Source organism: Roseiarcus fermentans (genome assembly GCF_003315135.1).
GTDB classification, from domain to species: Bacteria; Pseudomonadota; Alphaproteobacteria; order Rhizobiales; family Beijerinckiaceae; genus Roseiarcus; species Roseiarcus fermentans.
Genome location: NZ_QNRK01000011.1, coordinates 144,228 through 168,821 on the forward strand (window position 1 = coordinate 144,228; position 24,594 = coordinate 168,821).

Sequence of the window (24,594 nt, forward strand, 5' to 3'; positions counted from 1 at the left end):
CTCACAGCGTGACGCCGGTCTTGAAGATGACGATCTCGCCGATTTCGTTGTCCTCGTTTCGGGTCGGCCGGCCGCTCGCCACCGCGAGCGCCGCCTCGACGAAGGGGGCGCGGAGATCGGCGACCGACACGGCGCCGGCGGCGATCGGTCCGGCGTCGAAGTCGATCCAGTGCTTCTTCTGTTCGGCGAGCGGCGTGTTGCTCGCGATCTTCATGGTCGGAATCACGCCGCCGAGCGGCGTGCCGCGACCGGTGGTGAAGAGCACCATGTGGCAGCCCGCCGCCCCCAGCGCCGTCACCGCGACGCCGTCGTTGCCGGGGGCGGACAGGAGGTTCAGGCCTGCGACCCGAAGGCGATCGCGGTAGCCGAGCACGTCGCGCACGACCGAACGACCCGCCTTCTGGGTGCAGCCGAGCGACTTCTCCTCGAGCGTGGTGATGCCGCCGGCCTTGTTGCCTGGGGAGGGGTTCTCGTAGATCGGCTGACGGTTGGCGACGTAATAGGCCTTGAAGTCGTTGACGAGGGCGACGGTCTTGTCGAAAACCTCGCGGTTTTCCGCCCGCGCCATCAGCAGCGTCTCGGCGCCGAACATTTCCGGGACCTCGGTCAGCACCGTTGTTCCGCCGATGCCGCAGAGCCAGTCGGAGAAGGCGCCGAGCAGCGGATTGGCGGTGATGCCGGAGAGTCCGTCGGAACCGCCGCACTTGAGCCCGACCCGCAGGCGCGCGGCGCTCACCTCGACCCGGCGGTCGCCGCGCATGCGCTCGGCCAGCGCCCGGGCGATGACGAAACCCTCCTCCTTCTCATCCTGGGCGTCCTGGGCGACGAGAAAACGCACGCGCTCGGGATCGGCTGGGGCAAGGCCCGCCTCGAAGGCGGCGCGGGTGTTGTTTTCGCAGCCGAGGCCGAGGATCAGAACGCCGCCGGCGTTGGGATGGAGCGCATAATTCTGCAGGATCGCGCGCGTGTCGGCGAGATCGTCGCCGAGTTGCGAGCAGCCGTAGGGGTGGGAAAGGATCCGAACGCGGGAGCCCTCGGGCAGGACGCCGTTCGCATCGACCCGCCTGGCGATGGCGCGCGCGAGGCCGTTCACGCAGCCGACGAGCGGAATGATCCAGAGATCGTTGCGCACGCCGATGTCGCCGTTCGCCCGCTCGAAGGCGCGGATGGTCGGAGCGGTCGCCGCCGGCGCCGGCGCCTCGACGCCGCCGGAATAGGCGTAGTCGAGGATCGCGCCCAGCGCGGTCCGCATATTGTGGGTGTGAATGTGGGCGCCGCGCGCGATCGACTGGGTGGCGACGCCGACGACGGCGCCGTACTTCAACACCGTTTCCCCTTCGGCGATGTCGCGCAGCGCGAACTTGTGCCCGCGCGGGATGTCGTCGAGGAGAGTGACGCCGCAGGCGGGAAGCGCCGCGCTGGCCGAAAGCGGCTCGAGCGCCACCGCAACCGTGTCGAGATCGTGGATCTTGAGGGCGAGGGTCATTGAAGGCTCCGAAGGGGAAGTGAGGGGCGGACGCGCGCGCCCGCGCGGGTCAGGGCGCCGCACGGCGCGCCAGGGCGGCGGCCTCGCGGGCGGGGCGTTCGATGCGGTCTCGGTCGCCGGCGGCGATCGCGTCGCGAGAGGACCTCATGTCAGGTCTCCCGGTCAGAGCTTGTGCGGGGTCGAAATCCGGCCGCCCGGCGAAGGCCGCGGCCTTCGGCGATCCATTCCGCGAACACGTCGGGCGTGGCGTCCGCGGGCGCGATGGCGCCCGGGTGCTGGACGACGGCGCCGGCCACGGCGTGCGCGGCGCGGGCGCTCGCCTCTGCGGGCGCGCCGAGGAGGCGGCCGAGCAGGTAGGCGGCGGAAAAACTGTCGCCGGCCGCCGTGGTGTCGACCACCCGCTCGACCGGGATCGCCGGCACGCGCAGGACCTCGCCCTCAGCGCGAAGGACGCAGGGCGCGGCGCCGTCCTTGATCACCAGTTCGATCTGCGGCCAGGCGGCGAAACGGGCGAGCCCGTCTTCGACGCTGTCCACGTCGAGCGTCGCGAGCTCGTCGACCGTCGTCAGGACGAAGCGCGCGAAGCCGAACACGCGCTCCCACACGGCGCGCGCTTCGGCTTCGCTCTCCCACAGGGCAGGCCGATGGTTGCAGTCGAAGCCGATGGCGACGCCGGTCGCGGCGATCGCCTCGAGGCGGGCGAGCAGGCGTTCGCGCGAGCCGGGCTTCAACACCGCGAGGCTGACGCCGCTCAGATAGACGAGATCGTAGCCGCCGAGGGCGGCGAGCACGGCGGCGGCGCCGTCCGTCTCGAAGGCGTCGCGCACGGCCGCCTCGCCGCGCCAATAGGTGAAGCGGCGCTCGCCGCTCGCGTCGACCGTGATGAAGTAGAGGCCAGGGCGGCGATTGGGCAGCGCCGCGGTCAGCCGCGAGCCGACCCCGTTCGCGTTCCAGTAGGCGACCATTTCGCTGCTGAAGCGATCGTCGCCCACGGCGCTCACATAGTCGACGAAGGGGCCGAGCCGGGCGCCGAGCCGCGCCATATAGGCTGCGGTGTTGAAGGTGTCGCCGCCGAAGCCGCGCGAGAGCGCGCCGGCCGCGGTCTCCTTGAGTTCGATCATGCATTCGCCGATCAGCGCGACGCGGAAGGGTGGAGGAGAGGCGGTCATGGCGCGAAATCTCCAGAGGCCATGCGGCAGTGAGCGGCGATGTCGACGCTCGCCGTCGGAAGGGAGCCGGCGGGAGACGCCCGCCGGACTGGTCCCGGTTCGATCCTCACACGGCCGGCGCGGCCGCGGGGATCGGTCCGGGCGACCGACCGATGAAGATCCACAGCACGGCCGCCGCGATCAGGTCGAACAGGAACAGCATGGCGAACAACGGCTCGTAGCCGACGGTGTTGGCGAGCTGGCCGAGCGCCAGGGTGAAGATCGCGCCGCCGAGGTAGCCGAACATGCCGGCGATGCCGGTGGCGGTGCCGATCTCAGGCTTCTCGAATACGTCGCCGACCACCGCGTACATCATCGACGACAGCATCTGGTGGGCAAAGCCGCCGAGCGAGAAGCACAGGATCGCGACGATCGGGTTGACGACGAAGCTGATCAGGGCGGGGCCGACCATGCAGAACGCGCCGATGGTGATGACGGTGAGCCGCGACGGGACGAGCGCCATGCCCAAGCGCTTGTGCAGAAAGGGGGCCAGATAGCCGCCGACCAGACAGCCGAGATCGGAGGCCACGAACGGCAGCCAGGCGAACAGAGCGAACTGCTTGATGTCCATGCCGCGCACCGAGACCATGTAGAGCGGGATCCAGAAGGCGAAGGTCTGCCACGCCGGCTCGGTCAGGAAGCGGGCGATGATCAGGCCGATGAAGCGCTTCTGAGCGAAGATCTTCTTGAGCGCCGGCTTTTCCGCGACGACCTTCTCCTGGCCGCCCTCGATCAGATTGAACTCTTCCGGCGACAGGCGCGGATGATTTTGCGGGTCGCGATAGAGGGAGAACCACAGGACTGAGAAGACGACCGCCAGACCGCCCGTCATGATGAAGGCGGACTGCCAGCCGTAGGCGGTCGAGAGCCAGACGACCAGGGGCGGCGTGATCGCGGCGCCGAGCGACGAACCGGAGTTGAACCAGCCGGTGGCGATCGAGCGCTCGGCCGAAGGAAACCATATGGTCGAGGTTTTCGTTCCGGTCGGGATGGCGACCGCCTCGGACACGCCGAGCATCGCGCGGAAGCCGGCCATAGAAACCCATCCGGTCGAGAAGGCGTGCAGGGCGCACGCCGTGCCCCAGACCAGGGCGGCGACCGCGTAGCCGATGCGCGGACCGATCAGATCGGTCAAATAGCCCGCGACCGGCTGGGAGAAAGAGTAAACGATCTGGAAGGACGAGACCACGTAGGAGTACTGCTCCGTGGTGAAGTTCAGCTCCTTCTTCAGGATCGGGGCCAGAACGCCCAGCACGTTGCGGTCGACGTAGACGATGATCGTTCCGACCAGCATCAACGCCAGGATCCTCCACCTCAACCCTGAGATATAGCGCATGGTTTCCCCCTGACGGGTTATCGCGAACTGGTCGCACGACCGATCGCGTTTGTTTTGCGTGGCTCCTCGGAAGTCGCCCTTCTTTGATCCGTGAAAAGCTGACGAAAGGCCGCGGAACTTTGAAAAAAGTGTCCCGGGGCGCCGCCGCCGTCTTTCCCGGTCAGGACCAGGGTTGGTTCCTGGGCTGCTTTCCGGTTTTACCACTTGACATTGCTTCTGATATACTAGATATATGAGATTGTCAAGTCGGACTGCGCCCGATCCGACATCGCCCCCTCGGAGGTTCGATCCCATGACCGCACGTTTCACCCCGGCCGAGGCGAAGCCTTTCGCCTTGCACCCGGACCGGCTCTTCCCCGCCGACCCGGTCACGCGCGCCATCGCGCGACGCCTCTATTCGGCGGTCGCCGACCTGCCGATCGTCAGTCCGCACGGCCACACCGACGCGGCCTGGTTCGCCGAGGACCGGCCGTTCCCCGATCCGGCGCGGCTGTTCATCGTCCCCGACCATTACGTGCACCGCATGCTCTACAGTCAGGGCATTGCGCCGGAGACGGTCGGCGTGCCGCGACTCGACGGCGGTCCGGTCGAGCAGGACCCGCGCGCGATCTGGCGGCTGTTCGCCTCGAACTTCTTTCTGTTCCGGGGCACGCCGTCGTGGCTGTGGCTGAACCACGCCTTCACCACCGTCTTCGGCGTCGAGGAGCAACCCTCGGCGGACAACGCCGACCGGCTCTACGACATCATCGCCGAGGCGCTCGCGAGACCCGAATTCCGGCCGCGCGCCCTGTTCGAGCGCTTCAACATCGAGGCGCTCGCCACCACCGAGAGCCCGCTCGACGACCTCCGCCACCACCGGGCGATCCGCGACAGCGGCTGGAAGGGCCGCGTCGTCACCGCGTTCCGCCCCGATCCGGTGGTCGATCCCGACTTCCCGAATTTCTCCGCGAATCTCGCCGAGCTCGGCCGTATCACCGGCTGCGACGTCGCCTCGTGGAGGGGCTACCTCGCCGCGCTGGCCGACCGCCGCGCCTACTTCAAGACGATGGGCGCCACCTCGACCGACCACGGCCACCCCTCCGCCCGCACCGCCGACCTCCCGGCCTCCGAGGCGGAGGCGCTGTTCGACCGGGTCAAAGGCGGACAGGCGGCGCCCGCGGACGCCGAACTCTTCCGCGCCCAGATGCTGACCGAGATGGCGCGCCTGAGCCTTGCGGACGGGCTCGTCATGCAGATCCATCCGGGCTCCCGCCGGGACCATAATCCGTGGATCTTCAAGACCTTCGGCAAGGACAAGGGGTGCGATATCCCAGGCCCGACCGACTATGTCTCGGCCCTGAAGCCGCTGCTCGACCGGTTCGGCAACGCGCGCGATCTCACGATCATCCTCTTCACCCTCGACGAAACCGCGTATTCGCGCGAGCTCGCGCCGCTCGCCGGCTGCTATCCGGCGCTGAAGCTCGGGCCGGCCTGGTGGTTCTTCGACAGCCCCGAGGGCATGAAACGCTACCGCGAGGCGGTGACCGAAACCGCCGGCTTCTACAACACCGTGGGTTTCAACGACGACACCCGCGCGTTCCTGTCGATCCCGGCGCGCCACGACGTCGCGCGGCGCTGCGACTGCGCCTTTCTCGCCCGCCTCGTCGCCGAACACCGGCTCGAGGAGGACGAGGCCTTCGAGGTCGCCCAGGATCTCGCTTACCGCCTCGTCAAGGCCGCCTACAAACTCTGACCGGGGGCGAAGTCATGGCTCTTCTGACGCGCCGCGCGCTCTCGACGAGCCTCGAGGCGGTCGCCCACGCCGACCCCGCGCCGCGCCCCGTCAAGATTCTCCAGATCGGCGACGGCGTCTTCTTGCGCGGCTTCGTCGACTGGATGATCGACGTCGCCAACGAGAAGGGGATTTTCGACGGCGGCGTCGCGATCGCCAAGGCGCGACCGGGGGGCCTTGGCCACCAGCTCGAAGCGCAGGAGACCCTCTACACCGTCCTCCTGCGCGGCCGCGTCGACGGCCGCGAGGCGATCGACCGCCGCATCGTCTCGACCGTGCAGCTGGCGCTCGATCCCCACACGCAGTGGCGCCGATTCCTGGAGATCGGCGCCGGCCGGGATTTGCGCTTCGTGGTCTCCAACACGACGGAGGCCGGCATCGTCGACGTCGAAGAGCCGTTCGATCCCGACGTCTGCCCGGAGAGCTTCCCAGCCAAGGTCGCAGCGCTCCTGTGGGCGCGTTGGTCGACCCTCGGCCCCGACGCCCCGGGGCTCGTCGTCCTGCCCTGCGAGCTGATCGAGGCGAACGGCGCGACGCTCCGCCGCGTCGTTCTCGGCCACGCCCGCCGCTGGGGCCTCGACCCCGCCTTCGTCGCCTGGATCGAAGGGAAGACCGTGTTTCTCGACACGCTCGTCGACCGCATCGTCCCGGGCTTCCCGGGCGCAGAGAAGGAAGCGCTGTTTCGCGAATGGGGCTACGAGGACCCGCTCGCGGTCGCGGCCGAGCCTTTCCACGTCTGGGTGATCGAGGGGCCGAAGGCGATCGCCGCCGAACTGCCGCTGGCCGAAGCCGGCCTCGACGTCGTCTGGACCGACGATCTCAGGCCGTACCGCGCCCGCAAGGTGCGCCTGCTGAACGGCGGCCATACATCGACCGTGCTCGCCGCCTTCCTCGCCGGCCTGGACACGGTCGAGGCGATCACCAGGGATGCGCAGATGTCGGCCTTCCTGCGCCGCATGCTGTTCGACGAGATCGCGCCGCGAATTCGGCTGCCCGATGTCGAGCGCCGCGCCTACGCGGCGACCGTCCTCGAGCGCTTCGCCAATCCTTTCCTTCGCCACGAGCTGATCTCGATCGCCCTCAACTCGGTGTCGAAGTGGGTGGTGAGGGTGCTGCCGACCGTCGAGGACTGGGTGGCCGAAGGCGAGCCCGTTCCGCAGGGTCTCGCCTTCTCGCTCGCCGCGCTCCTGGCGTTCTATCGCGGCGAGCGGCAGGCCGACGGCGTCTACGGCCGTCGCGAGCGCGGTCCCTATCCGATCCGCGACGACGCGCGCGCGCTCGACCTGATGACCGCGGCCTGGGCGGGCGCCGCGCCCGGAGACGCGCCGGCGGTCGCGAGGCGCCTGCTGGCCGACACGAGGCTCTGGGGCAAGGACCTGACGACGGTTGGCGATCTCGCCGCCAAGGTCGAGACGGCGATCGCCGCGATCGAGGACCTCGGCGTGCGCGGCGCGCTCGACCATCTGTCGCTGGCGAGCCCGAGCCGCGCCGAGCCGCCGCCCGGATCGGCCGCCCGGGGCTGAAGGCGGCGCTTGGCGCCGTCGTCGCTTTTGGTCGTGGGCGGCAACGTTGGGTTCGGTCGCGTTCCGTCGCGCTCACCCGCCGGAAGCGGACGCGAGCAAATGCAACGGCTGGAGTCGACGGATTGCGGACCTGGCCGCAATTAACCGACCCAGCCAGTCCGTCATCGGGGCGACGGAGAAGCGGGCGCTATACGGAAGACGCATGGCGGTCGATCCAGGCGCGGCTATGCTCGTTATCTCGGGCGCGCGGGCTGGGCGCTCCCTCGGGCGCCCCCATGCGTTTTTCCGTTCGGCATCAGACGATCTACCGCTACGCATCGCCGGTGCGGCTCGCCGCGCACGCGCTCCGGCTCAATCCGCGGCCGGACGCCGGCGCGCTGCGGTCGCGCTCGCTCGTGGTGGAGCCGCGCCCGATCGCCCGCGAGGACGGGCTCGACGCCTTCGGCAACCTCGTGACCAGGGTCGACTTCGCCGGGACCACCGACGTCTTCCGCATCGACAGCCGGTTCGAAGTGGAGTTTGCGCCCGCGCCGGACCGGAGCGCCGCGCCCGCCCCGCTGCCCTGGCTCGCCGGGGCCGGCGACCCCAACGCCGCCTACCTCGAGGGCGAAGCGGACGGGGCGGTGCGCGCCTTCGCCCGCAAGCTGGCGGTCGAGAGCGGCGCCGATCCGCTTGTCTTCCTCGACCGGCTGAACCGCGCGCTCTACCGCGACATCCGACACGACATCCGGCCCGACGGCGCGGCGCGGCCGCCGGAGGAGACTTTGGCGCTCGGCCACGGCGCCTGCCGGGACGTGACGCTTCTCTTCCTCGCCGCCTGTCGCAGCCTCGGCGTCCCGGCCCGGTTCGTCAGCGGCTATCAGGCCCACGCCGACACCCCCGACGGGCGGCGCCACCTGCACGCCTGGCCGGAAGCGTTCGTGCCCGGCCTCGGCTGGCGCGCCTACGATCCGACGCATGGCGTGACGGTCTCCGACGGCCACCTCGCCCTCGCCGCGGCGCCCGATCAGGCGGCGACCATGCCGGTCGAGGGCGGCTACTACGGCGCCGCCGTGTCGTCGACCCTCGAGTACGCAATCGAGATCGCGACCTCGGCTTCGTGACGATCGGCGTCGCCGGCTTGACAGCGGCGATATCTGTAGTCTACCTACGTAGTTGCACTTACCATTTGAACCCGGGACGCTTTCCGTCGCCATGCGCGCGCACACGTCGACAGTCGAGCCCCTCGACGACGCCGCCGCCCTTGCAGGCCAGATTCGCGCCGTCGTGGGCAAGCTGACGCGCAGGCTGCGCGGCAAGGCTCCGCCCGGCGGCTTGAGCTGGTCGCAGGCGCGTGTGCTCGGGCGCCTCGAACGCGAGGGTCCGACGACCCTGACGGCGCTCGCGCGCGAAGAAAACATGCGGTCGCAATCGATGGGCGCGATCGTGGGACCGCTGGCCGAGGCGGGATTGATCGTCGGCGCGCCCGATCCGAGCGATGGCAGGCAGACGCTTCTGTCCGTCACCGCGAAGGGCCGGGATAAGGTTCTGGCGAACCGCCGCATCCGCGAAGACTGGCTCGCCGAACGCATGCGCGCCACGCTCACGGCCGAGGAGCGAGCGGCGCTGACCCGCGCGCTCGCCCTGATGGACATCATCGCCGACGACTGATCTCGCCCGCCGGCGCGACGCCGGGGCGCCCCCCTCATTCCGAAACAAGGAGACCGTCATGCCCGCAACGACGCTCGACCCCAGGACTGCGCTCATCGTCATCGACCTGCAAAAGGGCATCGTCGCCATGGCGCCCGCGGCGGGCGCGGTCGTGGCGCGCGCGGCGCGCCTCGCCGAGGCGTTCCGCAGCCGCAGGGCGCCGGTCGTGCTCGTCACCGTGGCCGGCGCCGCGCCCGGCCGCACGGAACAGGGTTTTCGCGCCGGGACGCTCCCGGCCGATTGGACGGAACTCGTTCCCGAACTGAACCGGCAGCCGCAGGACCATCTGGTGACCAAGCGGACCTGGGGCGCGTTCACCAACACCGACCTTCTCGATCGCTTGCGCGGCGAGGGCGTGACCCAGGTCGTGATCGCCGGCGTCTCCACCAGCATCGGCGTCGAATCGACCGCCCGCCAGGCCTACGAACTGGGCTTCAACGTCACGCTCGCGACCGACGCGATGACCGACATGCGGGCGGAAGCGCACGACAACAGCGTCCAGCGCATCTTCCCCCGGCTCGGCGAAACCGCGACGACCGACGAGATTCTGGCGCTCCTCGGCGCGGCGCCGCAATGACCGGACCGCGCGCCGGCGCAGACGGCGCATGAGACAGCGCGCGAGACGGGCCGCGCACTGGGCCGCGCTGGTCGCGCTGTCGGCGGTTCTGGTCGGCGGACTGGAGCTCCTGCGCCTGCCGGCGGCGCTGCTGCTCGGCTCGCTCGCCGCCGCCGCCCTCCTGAGCGGCTTCGCCATCGAGGCGATTGTCCCGGCGCCGCTGTTCGTCGCGGCGCAGGCGGTCGTCGGCTGCCTGATCGCGCGCGTCATCGAGCCCTCGACAGTGACGGAGATGGCGCGCGACTGGCCGCTGTTCCTCGCCGGAGTCCTGTCCGTGATCGCGGCCAGCGCCGGACTGGGATGGCTGCTCGCGCGCCTGAAGGTGCTTCCGGGAACGACCGCGGTGTGGGGCGCCTTTCCCGGCGCCGCCACCGCGATGACGCTGATGGCCGAGGGTTATGGAGCCGACGTGCGGCTCGTCGCGCTGATGCAGTATCTGCGCGTGGTCATGGTCGCCGCGGCGGCGACCGCGGTCGCCGGCGTGTGGACGGCCGCGACGCCGCATGCGCCCGCGCCGGTCGTCTGGTTCCCGCCGGTCGCCTGGCCCTCGCTCGCCGCGACCGTCGCGCTCGCCGCGCTGTCGGCGGCGGCGGGGGCGGCGTTCCGGATACCCGCCGGACCGATGCTGGTCGCCTTCGCCGCGGGGGCGGCGCTGCAGAGCCTCGGCGTGATGGCCGTCGAACTGCCGCCCTGGCTCCTCGCGCCGGCCTATCTGTGCATCGGCTGGAGCATCGGCGCGCGCTTCAACAGGCCGGCGCTCGCCCACGCGGCCAGGATTCTGCCGGCGCTGGCGGCCTCGATCGCCTGCCTGATCGCGATTTGCGCCGCGCTCGCTGCGCCGCTGGCCTATGCCGCTCATGTCGACGCCTTGACCGCCTATCTGGCGATGAGCCCGGGCGGCGCCGATTCGGTCGCCATCATCGCCGCATCGACCCGGGTCGACATGCCGTTCATCATGGCGATGCAAATGGCTCGATTCCTGTTCGTCTTGTTTCTCGGTCCGGCGATCGCCCGCTTCGTCGCCGCCCGCGCGATCGGATGACCCGGCGGGCGCTTTCGCGCGGTCCGGCGTTGGTCCGGCCCGGTTTCTGTCCCTATGGATCGGGAACGGCGCAGCGGCGCCGATCCAACCAACATCCCGTTCAGCCATACGCGCGACCCGACGACTGTCTCTTCCCGGTCTGCAGCCGATCGAGGCGAATTCCGTCGAAACCGCGGCGGCTCCCGTGGCGGAAACGCCCCGCCGGTCGGGGAAGTCCGTCCTGTTCGACCTGTTCGTCCCCGGCGGCGGCCCTGCGCGCCAGAAGCCGTGGAATAGGCCCGCTCAGGCGTTCGGCAGGTTGCGGGCCAGCGCCTCGAGCACGGCCATGCGCACCGCGACCCCCATCTCGACCTGCTCGCGGATCAGCGACTGGGCGCCGTCGGCGACGGCCGTGTCGATCTCGACGCCGCGGTTCATCGGCCCGGGATGCATGACCAGCGCGCCGGGCCGGGCGCGCGACAGCTTCTCCTGATCGAGGCCGAAGAAGCGGAAATATTCCTTGGCGCTCGGCACGAACGCGCCGGCCATGCGCTCGCGCTGCAGGCGCAGCATCATCACGACGTCGGCGTCCGCGAGGCCTGCGCGCATGTCGCGGAAAACCTCGACGCCCATCGCCTCGACCCCCGCCGGAAGCAGCGTCGATGGGCCGACGACGCGTACGCGGGCGCCGAGCTTGCCGAGCAGCAGGATGTTGGAGCGGGCGACCCGCGAGTGGAGGATGTCGCCGCAGATGGCGACCGTCAGCCCCTCGATCCGCCCGAGGTTGCGCCGGATGGTGAGCGCGTCGAGCAGCGCCTGGGTCGGGTGCTCGTGCGCGCCGTCGCCGGCGTTGATCACCGAGCAGTCGACCTTGCGCGCGAGCAGGGAGACCGCGCCGGCGGCGTGATGGCGGACCACCAGAATGTCGGGGCGCATGGCGTTGAGCGTCATCGCCGTGTCGATCAGCGTCTCGCCCTTTTTCACGCTGGAGGCGGCGACCGCCATGTTCATCACGTCCGCCCCGAGCCGCTTGCCCGCGAGTTCGAACGACGACTGGGTGCGGGTCGAAGCCTCGAAGAACAGGTTGATCTGGGTGCGGCCGCGCAAGGTCGAGCGCTTCTTCTCGATCTGGCGCGAGATCGCCACCGCCTCGTCGGCGAGGTCGAGCAGCGCCTCGATCTCGGGGCGAGAGAGCGGCTCGATGCCGAGCAGGTGGCGCTGGGTGAAGACGGGAAGCGTCGAGGTCATGGAGCCCCAGCCTATAGGCGGCGATGAGCTCTGCGGCAACCGAGGAACCGCACGCCTTTCCCGTCCACACCGACTGCCGACGGTATTGCGTCGCGGCGGCCAGGTGCGGGTGGCGATCGCCATCAGTCGGCAAGATTCCTGACAGCGTATACCAGCTCTTTACATGCGGATTTCTTTTGTGCATGCTTGCAAAGCGGCCCTCGCCGTGGACGGAGTCAACAATGATGAAGCATATTTTCGCCGCGTCGACCATCGCTGCATCGATTGTCTACGCTGGAACATCGCAGGCTTCGATTTTCATCAACTTCGATGCCGTCACGAGCTACGCGAACGTCGACAACTTCTATGACGGCGGCACGGACAGCGCCGGCGCCAGCGGCCCGAACCTGGGAGTCGATTTCGTCGGCTGGACCACAGCTTCAGGCTTCGGCGCGACGTCGCAGCCGAATCTGGCCTACAACAGCGCCGACCCGGCGACGATCGATGTGGCCGCGGGATTTTCGGCCGGGCTGGCCTTCACCCAGGGGCTCTATGTCCCCGGACATGTCGGCGTCTATGCGGGCCTCGATGGAACGGGAAGTCTTCTCGGGTCGCTGGACCTGCCGGCGAGCGACCCCAACGCTTTTGCCCCGGTCTCCCTGCGCTTCTCCGGCGTGGCCGAATCCGTGGTGTTCACCGGGCCGGTCGGCAACCTGGGGATCGACGATCTGGCGCTGGGAGCGCCGGAACCGTCGACCTGGGCGATGATGGCGCTCGGCTTCGCCGGCCTCGGGTTCGCCGGCGCTCGCGCCCGCCGGTCGGCGGTCGCCGCCTTGTAAGCCCTCGCGCTCCACCACTCCAAAGCCGTCCGTTCGCGGGCGGCTCATTGTCTTTGCCTGCGGCGAAGGCGACCCGGCGCTGCGGCCCGCCCGCACGAAACGGTCGAACCGAGGCCGAGCCGGGCGATCCGCGGCGAGACGGACCCTGCCCCATCCAGCGCGACCGCATCAGCGCCTCGCCGCCGCGGGCGACAACCCATGTGCGTCGCGTCCGCCCCGAGCCGCTCGCCGGCGCGTTCGAGCGTGCGGGTCGAGGCCCGAAGGCCAGATTGACCCGGGTGCGCCCGCGACAAGGCGGTGCGCTTCTTGCCGACCTTGCGCGATGTCCCGCCGCGTCATGTCGGCGGGGTCGAGCCGCGCCTCGATCCCGGGCGCGGCGGAGCGTCGCGACGCCGACCCTGCGGCGCTGTGCGCTCGCGCGCCCCCGCGGTCGGCGAATGCGTCGAATTTCGGGTGTTCCCAGTTGACTATGTATGCAACTTGATACAACTTGTAACTGCAACCCGAGATTGCCTGCGAGACGGTCGGCAAAGGGAACGCGCGAGGGGATGGGACATGAAATCCAAGCTGATTGGGGCGTGCGCGCTGGCGGCGCTCGCCGCGGGACTGTCGACGCAGGCCGAGGCGGACGTCTGGTGGCAGCTCGACAATGTCGTTTTCGACGACGGCGGCACGGTGTCCAGCGGCCAGTTCGCCATCAACATCTATGGCTACATCCTGAACTGGCCGGCGAGTTCGGTGTCGGTCACGACCACCGCCGGATCAACCATAACGTCCGGCGTGACCTATGTGGGAGGCGGCGTCAACTACCCCACGGACGACACGGTGTCGTTCTCGAACCCGGCCAATCCGTACGGGCGCGTGTTCGAGCTGCAGTTCCAGTACGCCCTGACCACCGCGACAGCCGACGATCCGATCATCGGCGGTTGGGAGTGCGTCAGCGCGGCCGACAATTGCCCCGGCAACCCGACATCGATCCGTTACGTGAACCTGTCGTCCAGCCCCTACGCCGCCGCGCCGGAGGCGCCGACCTGGGCGATGATGATCCTCGGCGCGGGCTTGCTCGGGCTCGGCGGGACGGCCATGCGGGGGCGGCTCCGATTGCTCGCGGCCTGAACGACCGCCGCCACGGGCGACGCGATCGCTGACCGCATCGCCGCGCTGAGCGCTGTGGCCGCGGTCGTTGATCCCGGCGCCGCAGTCAGCGCGTTGGTCAGCCACCGCGGCTGCCCATCCGCTCGCCCCATGCGCGCTCGCCGGCGTCGCCGCGTCGGCAGGCCCGCCGCGTCCTTGCTCGCGCGCGCCTCGCACAGTCCCCGGACTTGCGGGCCTCGAACGCTCCGGCCAGCCCGGAGACGGTGTTCATCCGGCGCGAGTGGGTCGCCCTCTGCGGCGAACTCGGGCGGCGCCGCGAACTCGGGCGGGAAAGACGCCCGGCGCCGGGCAGCCGGCGCTGGATGTAAGCGGACGGGCGCACCGGTCGCGGCCCGTGGCCGGACCCGGATCTCCTCCCGGCGGGGTTCCCGGCTTCTGAACCCCACGGCCGCGCGTATGATAAGTTGACGACGTTATAAAGATGCCTCAATGTCCCGCGGTCGATGAGGGATCGACGCGAGAGACGTCTGGGGAAATCCATGAATTCAACGATCATGCCGACGATCGCGCTGGCCGCCTTCGCGTTCGGAGCGGCTTCGCAGGCCAGGGCCGACGTCTGGTGGACGCTCGAGAACGTCACCTTCGACGACGGCGGGACCGCGACCGGCAGCTTCATGATCAATGTGGATGACTACAGCGGCGGGGGACAGGCGGCGACAACCGCTGGAGCGACGCTCGGCGGCTACACGTACGACTATGTGACCACGAACAACCCGACCGACGACACGATGTACTTCCAGCTGGCGGGCCCCTATGAGTACGCCCGCGGGATGGCGCTGACGTTCGCGCATCCGTTGACGACGGCGATCGACGAAAACGACATCATCGGCGCCAGCAGTTGGGAATGCGCGGGCTACTCCTGCCCGGGCAGCGGAACAATCCGCTACGTGACCGGCGGCTACGCGGTCGCGCCGGAAGCCCCGACCTGGGCGATGATGATCCTCGGCGCCGGCCTTCTCGGCTTCGGCGGACAGGTCCTGCGCGGGCGGGCTCGGCTCCGCGCCGCCTGACCGGGTCAAGGACGGGAGAGGCGGCGTCGCGCCGCCCCCGTCCGCGCGGCGCCACTCAGTCGGCCTGCAGTTTTTCCACCGTCGCCCCGTCGGGCGCGCCGGAAAAGTATTTTTGCAGGCAGGCCGCGAACGCCGGCTCGTCGGGCGCGGCGCGGGCGAACAGCGTCATCGACGAGCGGAACTTCGCCTCGTCCACGGCGCCGAAAATTCGCCGCGCGCTGCGGCCTTCGGCGCCGAGGACGAGGCGGGCGCATTCCGCCAGCCGCGGTCCGAGCACGGGGTGCGCGAGATAGGCCTTCGCCTCGTCGAGCGACGAAATCGCGTAGAAGACGGACATCGGGCTGAACCCCAGGCCCGCGATCTGCGGGAACACGAACCACATCCAGTGCGACCGCTTCTCGCCGTCCGCCAGCTCGCGCAGAACCGTCTGGTGGACCGGCGCCTGCGCGTCGACGAAGCGCTGAAGATTGAACGGGTCGGGCATCGCGCGCGCGGGCTCAGGCGCCCTTCGGATAGTCGGCGCCGCGGGCGATCGCCTCGACGGAAGCGATCTCCCGCCGCACCGACTCGATCTCGGCCGTCATGCCCTCGAAGGCGATCGACCCGAGCGGCAGCCTGAGCGGCGGATCGGCGCTTTCGACGGTGGCGATGATCGCCTCGGCCGCCCGCACCGGGTCGCCCGGCTGCGAGCCGGTGTAGCCGCGGATCATGTTGCGCCGCGCCACCGCGGTTTCCGCATAGGCCTCGATCGGCGCCTTGGGGACTTTCAGCGAGCGGCCCGCCCAGTCGGTGCGGAACGGCCCGGGCTCGACGATCAGGACCTTGATCCCGAACGGCGCGACCTCCTTGGCGAGCGCTTCCGACAGGCCCTCGACCGCGAATTTGGTGGCGTTGTAATAGCCGACCCCGGCGAAGCCGATGAAGCCGCCCTGCGAGGAGACGTTGACGATCGCGCCCGACTTCTGCGCCCGCATGTGCGGCAGCACGGCGCGGGTGATGGCGGCCAGCCCGAAGACGTTGGTCTCGAACATGGCGCGGATGTCCGCGTCGTCGCCCTCCTCGACCGCCGACAGGTAGCCGTAGCCGGCGTTGTTGACGAGCACGTCGATCCGCCCGAATGTTTGCGCCGTCGCCGCGACGGCGGCGGCGATTTCCGTAGCGTTGTCGACATCGAGCTTGAGCGCCAGCGCATTCGCCTCGTGGCCGGCGACGAGGTCGGCGATCCTTTCGGGATCGCGCGCGGTCGCCGCGACGCGGTAGCCGCGGCCGATCAGGATCGTCGCCAATTCGCGGCCGAAGCCGGTCGAGCAGCCGGTGATGAGCCAGACGGGTTTGTCGGAAGACTGGGCCATGGCGATCTCGCGAATGTGTGGGGATGCGCGAGTGTCGCATGCCCGCCGAGGGCGCGCAATTCGAACCTGTTGCGGTATTGAGAGCGTGACACTATCTCCAATCCGTCATGGGCAGATCCACCCCGACCCTTCAGATTCGCAACCAGCGCGTGGCCGACCTGGCGACCAAGCTCGCAGCCCTTCGGAAAACCTCGAAGACCGACGCCGTGCGGCGGGCGTTGGAAAACGAGATCGCCCGCAGCGAAAGCGAAGCGCCGCTCGCCGAACGTCTCCGCCCGCTTCTCGAGCGGATCGCCCGCCGCCCTCCGACCGGACTCGAGGCGGACAAGGCGTTCTCCGACGATCTGAGTGGGGATTGATGATCGTTATCGACGCTTCGGCGATCGTCGCAATTCTGTCTCGCGAGCCGGAGTGCGGCGCCTTGATCGCGGCCCTGGAATAGGCCGACTCGGCCGTCACATCGCCGATCGCGGTCTACGAGGCTGCGCCGGGGCTGCGGCGCAAACGGTTCTGTTCCGTCGCGGAGGCCGAAGCCGACGTCATGGAGTTTATCGCGTTGGTCGGCGCCGAGGCGTCGCCGCTCGATCGGAACGCCGCGCATGCGGCGCTGGATGCTTTTCACGATTTGGCAAGGGAACCGGTCATCCCGCGCCGTTGAACCTCGGCGATTGCTTCGCGTACGCGCAGGCCAAGACGCTCGGCGCTCCGTTGCTGTTCAAGGGGGAGGACTTCGCCCGGACGGATATTCCGATGGCGTCATAGCAATTCTGTTCCGGATTGCCGCCTCGCCGCCTCCCCCCATTTGACAAAGGCGCCCTCGCCTCTCCATATCCCGCGCCCGAACCGACAAGGCGGACCGCATGGGCGGCGCCGCCGAAGGACGCCTGAATGAAAGTCGTGATCGTCGAATCGCCCGCCAAGGCGAAGACCATCAACAAATACCTGGGCAAGGATTACGGGGTCTACGCCTCCTATGGCCACGTGCGCGACCTCACGGCCAAGGACGGCTCAGTCGACCCGGAAGACGATTTCGCCATGCGCTGGGAAGTCGACGCCAAGTCGGCCAAGCGGATGAGCGACATCGGCGCCGCGGTGAAGGACGCCGAGCGGGTGATCCTGGCCACCGACCCTGACCGCGAGGGCGAGGCGATCTCGTGGCATATCCACGAGATCCTCAAGAACAAGCGGCTGCTCAAGGACAAGCGCGTCGACCGGGTGGTGTTCAACGCCGTGACCAAGGACGCGGTGCAGGAGGCGATGCGCAACCCGCGCGAAATCGATGGGGCGCTGGTCGACGCCTACCGCGCCCGCCGCGCGCTCGACTATCTCGTCGGCTTCACGTTGTCTCCGGTGCTATGGCGAAAGCTCCCCGGCGCCCGCTCGGCGGGCCGTGTGCAGTCGGTCGCGCTGCGCCTCGTGTGCGACCGCGAGGTCGAGATCGAGAAGTTCGTGGCGCGCGAATACTGGTCGATCGTCGCCCATCTGAGGACCGAGGCCCAGGCCGCTTTCTCGGCCCGCCTCGTCGGCGCCGACGGCAAGAAGATCAGCCGCCTCGACATCGGCTCGGGCGAAGAGGCGCGCGCCTTCGAAGCCGCGCTCGAACAGGCGAAGTTCTCGGTCGCCGCGATCGAATCGAAGCCGCTCAAGCGCCACCCCTGGCCGCCGTTCACCACCTCGACCCTGCAGCAGGAGGCCTCGCGCAAGCTCGGCATGGCGCCGGCCCGCACCATGCAGATCGCCCAGCGGCTCTATGAAGGCGTCGACGTCGGCGACGGCCCGGTCGGCCTCATCACCTACATGCGCACCGACGGCGTCGACCTCGCCCCCGAGGCGGTCGCGGCGGCGCGCAAGGTGATCGCCAAGGAGTTCGGCGACAATTACGTCCCCTCCGCGCCGCGAAAATACACCGCCAAGGCCAAGAACGCGCAGGAGGCGCACGAGGCGATCCGCCCGACCGAGATGACGCGGCGCCCGCGCGACGTCGCCCGTCATCTCGAGCCCGAGCAGGCGAAGCTCTACGAACTGATCTGGACCCGCACCATCGCCTGCCAGATGGAGAGCGCCGAACTGGAACGCACCACCGTCGACATCCTCGCCGAGGCGGCGGGGCGAAAGCTCGACTTCCGCGCCACCGGCCAGGTCGTCCGCTTCCCCGGCTTTCTCGCGCTCTATCAAGAGGGCCGCGACGACGAGGAGGACGAGGACTCCGCCCGCCTGCCGCCGATGCGCCAGGGCGAGCGACTGGAAAAGGACCGGATCGACACCAGCCAGCACTTCACCGAGCCGCCGCCGCGCTACACCGAGGCGACGCTGATCAAGCGCATGGAGGAGCTCGGCATCGGCCGCCCCTCCACCTACGCCTCGACGCTCGCGACGCTGCGCGACCGCGACTACGTGCGGCTGGAGAAGAAACGGCTGATCCCGGAGGACAAGGGCCGGCTGGTGACGGCCTTCCTCGAATCGTTCTTTTCCAAATATGTCGAATACGATTTCACCGCCGGCCTCGAGGAGCAGCTCGACCAGGTGTCGAACCACGAGATGGACTGGAAGGAGCTGTTGCGCGCCTTCTGGAAGGATTTTTCCGGAGCGGTGGACGAGACCAAGGACCTGCGCACCACCCAGGTGCTCGACAGCCTCAACACCCTTCTCGGCCCGCACATCTTCCCCGACAAGGGCGCGGGCGTCGATCCGCGCCTCTGCCCGTCGTGCGGCAAGGGGCAATTGTCATTGAAGCTCGGCAAGTTCGGCGCCTTCATCGGCTGCGCCAACTATCCCGAATGCAAGTACACCCGCGTGCTGTCGCCGACCGGCGCCGAGAGCGGCGAGGGCGAGCGGCCGGGCGTGCGCGTGCTCGGACAGGACCCCGACAGCGGCGACGAGATCAGCCTGCGCAACGGCCGCTTCGGCGAATACGTGCAGCAGGGCGAGGGCGAGAAGCCGAAGCGCTCGTCGCTGCCGAAGGGCCTGAAGCCCGACGACGTGACGCTCGAAAAGGCGCTCAAGCTCCTGTCGCTGCCGCGCGAGGTGGCGAAGCATCCCACCAGCGGCGATCCGATCCTCGCCGGCATCGGCCGCTACGGCGCCTACGTGCAGCATGGCAAGACCTACGCCAATCTCGGCCGCGACGACGACGTGCTGGAGATCGGCGCGAACCGCGCCATCGACCTCATCGTCGCCAAGGAGAGCGGCGCCGGCGCGTCGCGCTTCGGCGCGGGCGCCGGGCGCGCGCTCGGCGATCACCCGGACGGCGGCGCGGTCAGCGTCAGGCAGGGCCGCTACGGCGCCTACGTCAGCCACGGCAAGGTCAACGCCACCTTGCCGAAGGGAACCGACCCCGCGAGCGTGACGCTGGACGAAGCGATCGCCCACCTCAAGGCCAAGGCCGCTGGCGGCGGCGTGTCGGGCCGCCTCGTCGGCGACCATCCGGGCGGCGGGCCGGTGACCGTGCGCGAGGGCCGGTTCGGCCCCTATGTCAACTGGGGCAAGGTCAACGCCACCATCCCGAAGTCGATGTCGCCGGACTCGATTGCGCTCGACGAGGCGCTCGAACTGCTCGCAGAGCGCGAGGGCAAGCCTGCGCCCGTCGCGCGCAAGGCGCCGGAAAAGAAGGCGGAGACGACGAAGGCCGGGGCGAAGCCGGCGACGAAGACCGCCGCCGCCAAGCCGGCCGCCCCGGCCAAGGCGAAGGCGGCAAAGCCGCCGGCCGCCGGGACCGCGCCCAAGGCCCGGGCGAAGAAGACATAACCGGCGCGGTCGGCGACCAGAGCGCGCCGGCGCGGCCGAATACGCCTTTCGGGCGGTCCCGCCCGTTTGGGCGTCGGCCGCCGCCGTCTTTTTAGCCGGTATGAGGATTGGCCGCCCCGAGCCCGCGTGCGACCATTCGGGCAGGCGGTCCCCACGAGACCCCGCGGATTTCGACGCCCCAAAGCCGTTTTGACCGCCCCTTCCAGCGGGAAGGGACTGTGGCCTGCTCCGTGGAGCCGGCCCTGCGGATTCTTGTCTTCGCGCTTGACGACGGGCCGGGCGGCCCGCCCCGGGTTTCCAGAGACCGCTTCCCGTTGAGGTGGCTGCCATGTCGAAGGCGCTTTCCCGTTCGTTGCTGGCGCATTGCGCCGCGGCCGCTGCGCTGCCGCTGATCCTCGTCGCCGCGCAAGCCGAGGCGCGGGCGGCCATGGTCACCGTTCACGGCGCGAACGGCGCCAACGGCGCCAATGGCGTCGCCCCGCCGGGCCGCCCCGACGGGCGGCCGGGTGGACCCGGCCGGGCGGCGTCGGCGAGCGCCGGCAGTCGGTCGCCGACCCTGGGCGCGGCGACCAACACCGCGACGGCTGCGGGCGGGAACGGCGGGAAGGGCGGCGCCGCCGCCGACACCGGAACCGGCGGCGCCGGCGGCGCGGGCGGCGCGGCGAACGCGACGGCGGAGGCCGTCACGGTTTCCGCCCCAGCGGTGGCGGCCGCCGCCGCCACGGGCGGGGCGGGCGGCGCGGGCGGCGCGCCGCCGCCGCACAACCCCGAGGGGAAGCCCCCGAGCCTCAGCGGCCTCGGCGGCCCGGGCGGCGCAGGCGGGGCGGCGAACGCGACCGCTGCGGCGTCCTCGCTGAGCGCGGGCGCCGTCGCGTCGTCCGCCAACGCCACGGGCGGCGCGGGCGGCGCGAGCAGCCGCGCCTCGGTTCCGGGCGGCGCGGGCGGGTCGGGAAAGGTCGTCGCTTCGGGACGCTCCGGAACCGGCGCGGTCGCGGTTTCGGCGTCCCTCACGGGCGGCGCCGGCGGCGCCGGGTTTGGGACGAACGGCGGCCGGGGCGCGGCGGCCACGCTCGTCAACGCCGCGAGCGGATCCACGCGGGGAGCGTTGGCCCTCATGCAGACGGCCATCGGAGGCGCGGGCGGCAACGCCACCTATGCGAGCAAAGGCGGCGCCGGCGGCGCGGCGTCCTCGACTCTGAGCGTGCTCGGCAGTCCGGCGGCGAGCCTCGCCGTGGTCACGGCTGCGACCGGCGGCGCGGCGGGATGGGGCCTGGCCGGATCGGCGGCGGGCGCGGCCGGAAACGCGAGCGCCGACAGCGACGCGACCCTGAGCGGCTCGGGCCAGGTGTCGTCGACCGCGACCGCGACCGCGGGCGCATCCGGTTATCAGGCCCTGGTCGGCGGAGCGTCGGGCGCCGCCTCGGCGCACAGCCGGGCGGGAAACGCCGCTGGTTCCGTCGCCACCGCGGCGCAAGCCTCCGTGTCCGTGATCGGCGCCGACGACCCGGTCGCCAAGGCGGGCGCGGCGGTGGGCGCCGGTTCCGCGGCGCTCGTCCCGCTCGTGGCCGGTCAGGCGATCACCAACGCCATGCTGACGCCGGGCGGTCCGGCCATCGGGGTCGGCGCAATGTCGGGCGCGGCCGCGTGCTGCCAGAACCAGACCTTCACCGACACCGCGGACTTCACCTTCACCACCGGCGCCCGGGAAGGGCTGTCGCTGGCGATTCTCGGCAACACCGCCGCCGGGACCGGCCTCGGCGCCATGAGCTTCGAGGTCACGGTCGACGGGCGCGTGGCGGTCGACGAAACGTTCACGTCGCTGACCGCGGCGGAGCGCTTCTTCTCGCCGCGCACGCTCGGACTCGGCGTCGTCGGACGCGGCAGCCAGACGGTCGACGTCAGCTACGCCATCACGACCGGCGCCGACAGCGATCTCAATGGCTTCGGCTTCGATTTCCGAGTCCAGGATCCCCCCGTCCCGGAACCCGCGACCTGGGCGATGATGCTGCTCGGGTTCGCCGGTCTCGGCTACGCCGGTTATCTGAGATCGTCGACCGTTCGCCGGTCGAATTCGTTCGCTCCGTCCACGCCGAACGACTGATCGCCCGGCCGCCGTCATCAGGGCCGCGCCGAACGACCGCGCCGGCGTTCGCCCGCCGACGCCCGCCTGTTCGGCCCGCGATCGGTTCACGACCGGTTCCGATCAGGAGGCCGCCATGACGAAGACGCGCTCCGGTTCGTTCCTCGTGCAACTCGCGACGACCGCCGCGCTGCCGCTCGTCCTCGTCTGGCCCCAGGTCGGGCTCCGGGCGGAGGTCGTCATTATGAACGGCGTCAACGGCTCGAACGGCGCAAACGGCGTTCCGTCTCCGGGCAACCCCGACGGACAGCCGGGCGGCCCCGGAGGGCCGGCGACCGCCCTCGCAGGCGGTCGCTTCCCGACCGGCCGCGCGACGACCAATTCCGCCACGGCGACAGGCGGAAACGGCGGCGCAGGCGGCAATGCCGCCACGAACGGAACCGGCGGGGCGGGCGGCGCCGGCGGGGCCGCCTCCGCAAGCGCGACGACCGTCACGTTTTTCGGCGGAGCGGCGGCCGACGCAGCCGCGGCCGGCGGGAACGGCGGCGCCGGCGGCCTGCCTGCTCCGTCAACCGGGGGGCCGCCTCCGGCGCTCAGCGGGGGCAGCGGGGGTGGCGCAGGCGGCGCGGCCGATGCGTCGAGCGCGGCGTCCTCGCTCGGCAATGGCGCCGTGACGTCGTCCGCCAGCGCCACGGGCGGCGCGGGCGGCGCAAATTCCAGCGCCTCGGTTCCGGGCGGCGCGGGCGGGTCGGGCACGGCCGTCGCGTCGGGAAGCTCCGGAACGGGCGCGGTCGCGGTTTCGGCGTCCCTCACGGGCGGGGCCGGCGGCGCTGGTAACGGCGCCCCTGGCGGCCCGGGCGCGGCGGCGGATCTCGACAACGCCGCGACTGGATCGACCCGGGGAACGTTGTCTCTCACGCAGACGGCGATCGCAGGCGCAGGCGGCAGCGCCGACATGGCCAATGCCGGCGCAGGCGGCGCGGCGTCCTCGACCCTGACCCTTCGCGGCGGTTCGGCGGCGCGGCTCGTCCTGACCACGGTCGCGACCGGGGGCGCGGGCGGCGACGGGGGTGGTGGAGGGAGCGCGGGCGCGGCCGGAAACGCGAGCGCTGTCAGCGACGGCGCCTTGAATGGCTCAGGCCGGGTGTCGTCGACCGCGACCGCGACCGCCGGCGCATCCGGCGGCCAATTCCTTGCCGCCGGACCGTCTGGAGTCGCCTCCGCGCAAGGCGCGGCGGCTAACGTCGACGGTTCCGTCGCCGCCACCGCCGAGGCGGGAGTGTCGGAGACCGGCGCCGACGACCCCATCGCCGAGGCCGGCGCGACGGCGGGCGGCGGCTCCGCGGCGCTCGTCCCGCCGCTCGTGGCCGGTCAGGCGGTCGCCAACGCCGCGCTGACGCCGGGCGGTCCGGCCATCGGGGGCGGCGCGATGTCGGGCGCGGCCGCGTGCTGCGAGAACCAGACCTTCACCGACGCGGCGGACTTCACGTTTACCACCGCCGCGCGGGAAAGGCTGTCGCTGGCGATTCTCGGCCAGACCGTCGCCGGAACCGGACTCGGCGCCATGAGCTTCGAGGTCACGGTCGACGGGCGCGTCGCGGTGGCGGAAACATTCACCTCGCTGAGCGCGGCGGAGCGCTTCTTCTCGCCGCGCACGCTCAATCTCGGCGTCGTTGGACGCGGAAGCCAGACGGTCGACGTAGCGTACGCGATCACCACGGGCGCCTTCAACGACACGCTCAACGGCTTCGGCTTCGATTTCACGGTGCGGGATCCCCCCGTCCCGGAACCCGCGACCTGGGCGATGATGCTGCTCGGGTTCGCCGCGCTCGGCTATGCCGGATACCTGAGATCGTCGACCCTTCGCCGGTCGAATGTGTTCGTTCTGTCCACGCCGGGCGACTGATCGCCCGGTCGCCGTCACGAGGGCCGCGCCGAACGACGGCGCCGGCGCGGCCGTTCGCCCGCCGACGCCCGCATGCTCGGCCCGCGATCGGTTCACGACCGGGTTCCGATGAGGAGGCCGCCATGACCAAGACGCGCTCCCGTTCGTTCCTCGTGCATCTCGCGGCGACCGCCGCGCTGCCGCTCGTCCTGGTCTGGCCCCAGGTCGGGGTCCGGGCGGAGGTCGTCATCGTGAGCGGCGCCAATGGCGCGAACGGCGCGAATGGCGTTCCGTCTCCGGGCAACCCCGATGGACAGCCGGGCGGTCCCGGAGGGCCGGCGACCGCCCTCGCCGGCGGTCGCTTCCCGAGCGGCCACGCGACGACCAATTCCGCGACGGCGACCGGCGGGAACGGCGGCGCGGGCGGCAATGCCGCCACGAATGGGACGGCCGGCGCGGCCGGCGCCGGCGGGGCCGCCTCCGCAAGGGCGACGACCGTCACGTTTTTCGGCGGAGCGGCGGCCGACGCCGCCGCGACCGGCGGGAACGGCGGCGCCGGCGGCCTGCCTGCTCCGGCGATTCCGATCTATCGCGACGCCGGGTCGAGCGGTTCGGGCGGAGCGGGCGGCGCGGCGAATGCGTCGAGCACGGC

General features: G+C 70.7%; 18 protein-coding genes and 2 pseudogenes. 14 read left to right on the plus strand and 6 right to left on the minus strand.

Annotated features, from left to right (window positions below):
* Position 1: 1 nt before the first annotated feature.
* The 3 genes from DFR50_RS11890 to DFR50_RS11900 form a co-directional block, all read right to left on the minus strand.
* Positions 2-1,486, minus strand: coding sequence for a UxaA family hydrolase (locus tag DFR50_RS11890; protein WP_113889419.1), 1,485 nt, complete (start codon positions 1,484-1,486; stop codon positions 2-4).
* A 149-nt stretch (positions 1,487-1,635) separates the two neighbouring features.
* On the minus strand, positions 1,636-2,655 hold the full coding sequence (locus DFR50_RS11895) for a sugar kinase (RefSeq protein ID WP_113889420.1): 1,020 nt from the start codon (positions 2,653-2,655) through the stop codon (positions 1,636-1,638).
* A 106-nt stretch (positions 2,656-2,761) separates the two neighbouring features.
* Positions 2,762-4,030, minus strand: coding sequence for an MFS transporter (locus tag DFR50_RS11900; protein WP_113889421.1), 1,269 nt, complete (start codon positions 4,028-4,030; stop codon positions 2,762-2,764).
* Positions 4,031-4,322: 292 nt separating this feature from the next.
* Between DFR50_RS11900 and uxaC the strand changes: the two genes are divergently transcribed.
* The 6 genes from uxaC to DFR50_RS11930 all read left to right on the plus strand — a co-directional run bounded on the left by uxaC (position 4,323) and on the right by DFR50_RS11930 (position 10,671).
* Positions 4,323-5,762, plus strand: coding sequence for a glucuronate isomerase (gene uxaC, locus DFR50_RS11905; RefSeq protein WP_113889422.1), 1,440 nt, complete (start codon positions 4,323-4,325; stop codon positions 5,760-5,762).
* Between the two features lie 14 nt (positions 5,763-5,776).
* Positions 5,777-7,324, plus strand: a complete 1,548-nt coding sequence (locus DFR50_RS11910; RefSeq protein ID WP_113889423.1) for a tagaturonate reductase — start codon at positions 5,777-5,779, stop codon at positions 7,322-7,324.
* A 275-nt stretch (positions 7,325-7,599) separates the two neighbouring features.
* A complete protein-coding gene (locus tag DFR50_RS11915; RefSeq protein ID WP_113889424.1) occupies positions 7,600-8,427 on the plus strand; it encodes a transglutaminase family protein in 828 nt (275 codons plus the stop codon).
* 91 nt (positions 8,428-8,518) lie between these two features.
* A complete protein-coding gene (locus DFR50_RS11920) occupies positions 8,519-8,974 on the plus strand; it encodes a MarR family winged helix-turn-helix transcriptional regulator (protein ID WP_113889425.1) in 456 nt (151 codons plus the stop codon).
* 58 nt (positions 8,975-9,032) lie between these two features.
* On the plus strand, positions 9,033-9,590 hold the full coding sequence (locus tag DFR50_RS11925; protein WP_113889426.1) for an isochorismatase family protein: 558 nt from the start codon (positions 9,033-9,035) through the stop codon (positions 9,588-9,590).
* Between the two features lie 28 nt (positions 9,591-9,618).
* A complete protein-coding gene (locus DFR50_RS11930) occupies positions 9,619-10,671 on the plus strand; it encodes an AbrB family transcriptional regulator (protein ID WP_113889427.1) in 1,053 nt (350 codons plus the stop codon).
* A 282-nt stretch (positions 10,672-10,953) separates the two neighbouring features.
* Here the strand turns inward: DFR50_RS11930 and DFR50_RS11935 are convergent, their stop codons facing one another.
* Entirely contained in the window at positions 10,954-11,898 is a 945-nt protein-coding gene (locus tag DFR50_RS11935) for an aspartate carbamoyltransferase catalytic subunit (RefSeq protein ID WP_113889428.1), read from the minus strand.
* A 722-nt stretch (positions 11,899-12,620) separates the two neighbouring features.
* Between DFR50_RS11935 and DFR50_RS33580 the strand changes: the two are divergent.
* From DFR50_RS33580 to DFR50_RS11950, 3 genes and pseudogenes are all read left to right on the plus strand, one after another.
* Positions 12,621-12,716: pseudogene (locus DFR50_RS33580) on the plus strand (PEP-CTERM sorting domain-containing protein); the annotation flags it as partial.
* Positions 12,717-13,271: 555 nt separating this feature from the next.
* On the plus strand, positions 13,272-13,832 hold the full coding sequence (locus tag DFR50_RS11945) for a hypothetical protein (RefSeq protein ID WP_113889430.1): 561 nt from the start codon (positions 13,272-13,274) through the stop codon (positions 13,830-13,832).
* Positions 13,833-14,350: 518 nt separating this feature from the next.
* Positions 14,351-14,881, plus strand: a complete 531-nt coding sequence (locus DFR50_RS11950; protein ID WP_113889431.1) for a hypothetical protein — start codon at positions 14,351-14,353, stop codon at positions 14,879-14,881.
* Positions 14,882-14,936: 55 nt separating this feature from the next.
* On the opposite strand, the gene DFR50_RS11955 is transcribed toward DFR50_RS11950, so the two are convergent.
* Positions 14,937-15,365 (minus strand): DUF1810 domain-containing protein, encoded by a 429-nt coding sequence (locus DFR50_RS11955; RefSeq protein ID WP_113889432.1) that lies wholly within the window; start codon positions 15,363-15,365, stop codon positions 14,937-14,939.
* A gap of 13 nt (positions 15,366-15,378) precedes the next feature.
* Positions 15,379-16,233 carry an oxidoreductase gene (locus DFR50_RS11960; protein ID WP_113889433.1) on the minus strand — a complete coding sequence of 285 codons (855 nt, stop codon included), beginning with the start codon at positions 16,231-16,233 and terminating at the stop codon, positions 15,379-15,381.
* Between the two features lie 107 nt (positions 16,234-16,340).
* On the opposite strand from DFR50_RS11960, the gene DFR50_RS11965 reads away from it, so the two are divergent.
* The 5 genes and pseudogenes from DFR50_RS11965 to DFR50_RS11990 form a co-directional block, all read left to right on the plus strand.
* On the plus strand, positions 16,341-16,592 hold the full coding sequence (locus DFR50_RS11965) for a type II toxin-antitoxin system VapB family antitoxin (protein ID WP_113889434.1): 252 nt from the start codon (positions 16,341-16,343) through the stop codon (positions 16,590-16,592).
* Positions 16,593-17,121: 529 nt separating this feature from the next.
* Positions 17,122-19,977, plus strand: coding sequence for a type I DNA topoisomerase (gene topA / locus DFR50_RS11975; protein ID WP_113889435.1), 2,856 nt, complete (start codon positions 17,122-17,124; stop codon positions 19,975-19,977).
* 328 nt (positions 19,978-20,305) lie between these two features.
* On the plus strand, positions 20,306-22,078 hold the full coding sequence (locus DFR50_RS33305) for a PEPxxWA-CTERM sorting domain-containing protein (RefSeq protein ID WP_113889436.1): 1,773 nt from the start codon (positions 20,306-20,308) through the stop codon (positions 22,076-22,078).
* Between the two features lie 115 nt (positions 22,079-22,193).
* Positions 22,194-23,963 carry a PEPxxWA-CTERM sorting domain-containing protein gene (locus tag DFR50_RS11985; protein WP_113889437.1) on the plus strand — a complete coding sequence of 590 codons (1,770 nt, stop codon included), beginning with the start codon at positions 22,194-22,196 and terminating at the stop codon, positions 23,961-23,963.
* A 122-nt stretch (positions 23,964-24,085) separates the two neighbouring features.
* Positions 24,086-24,594, plus strand: a pseudogene (locus tag DFR50_RS11990) (hypothetical protein); the annotation flags it as partial.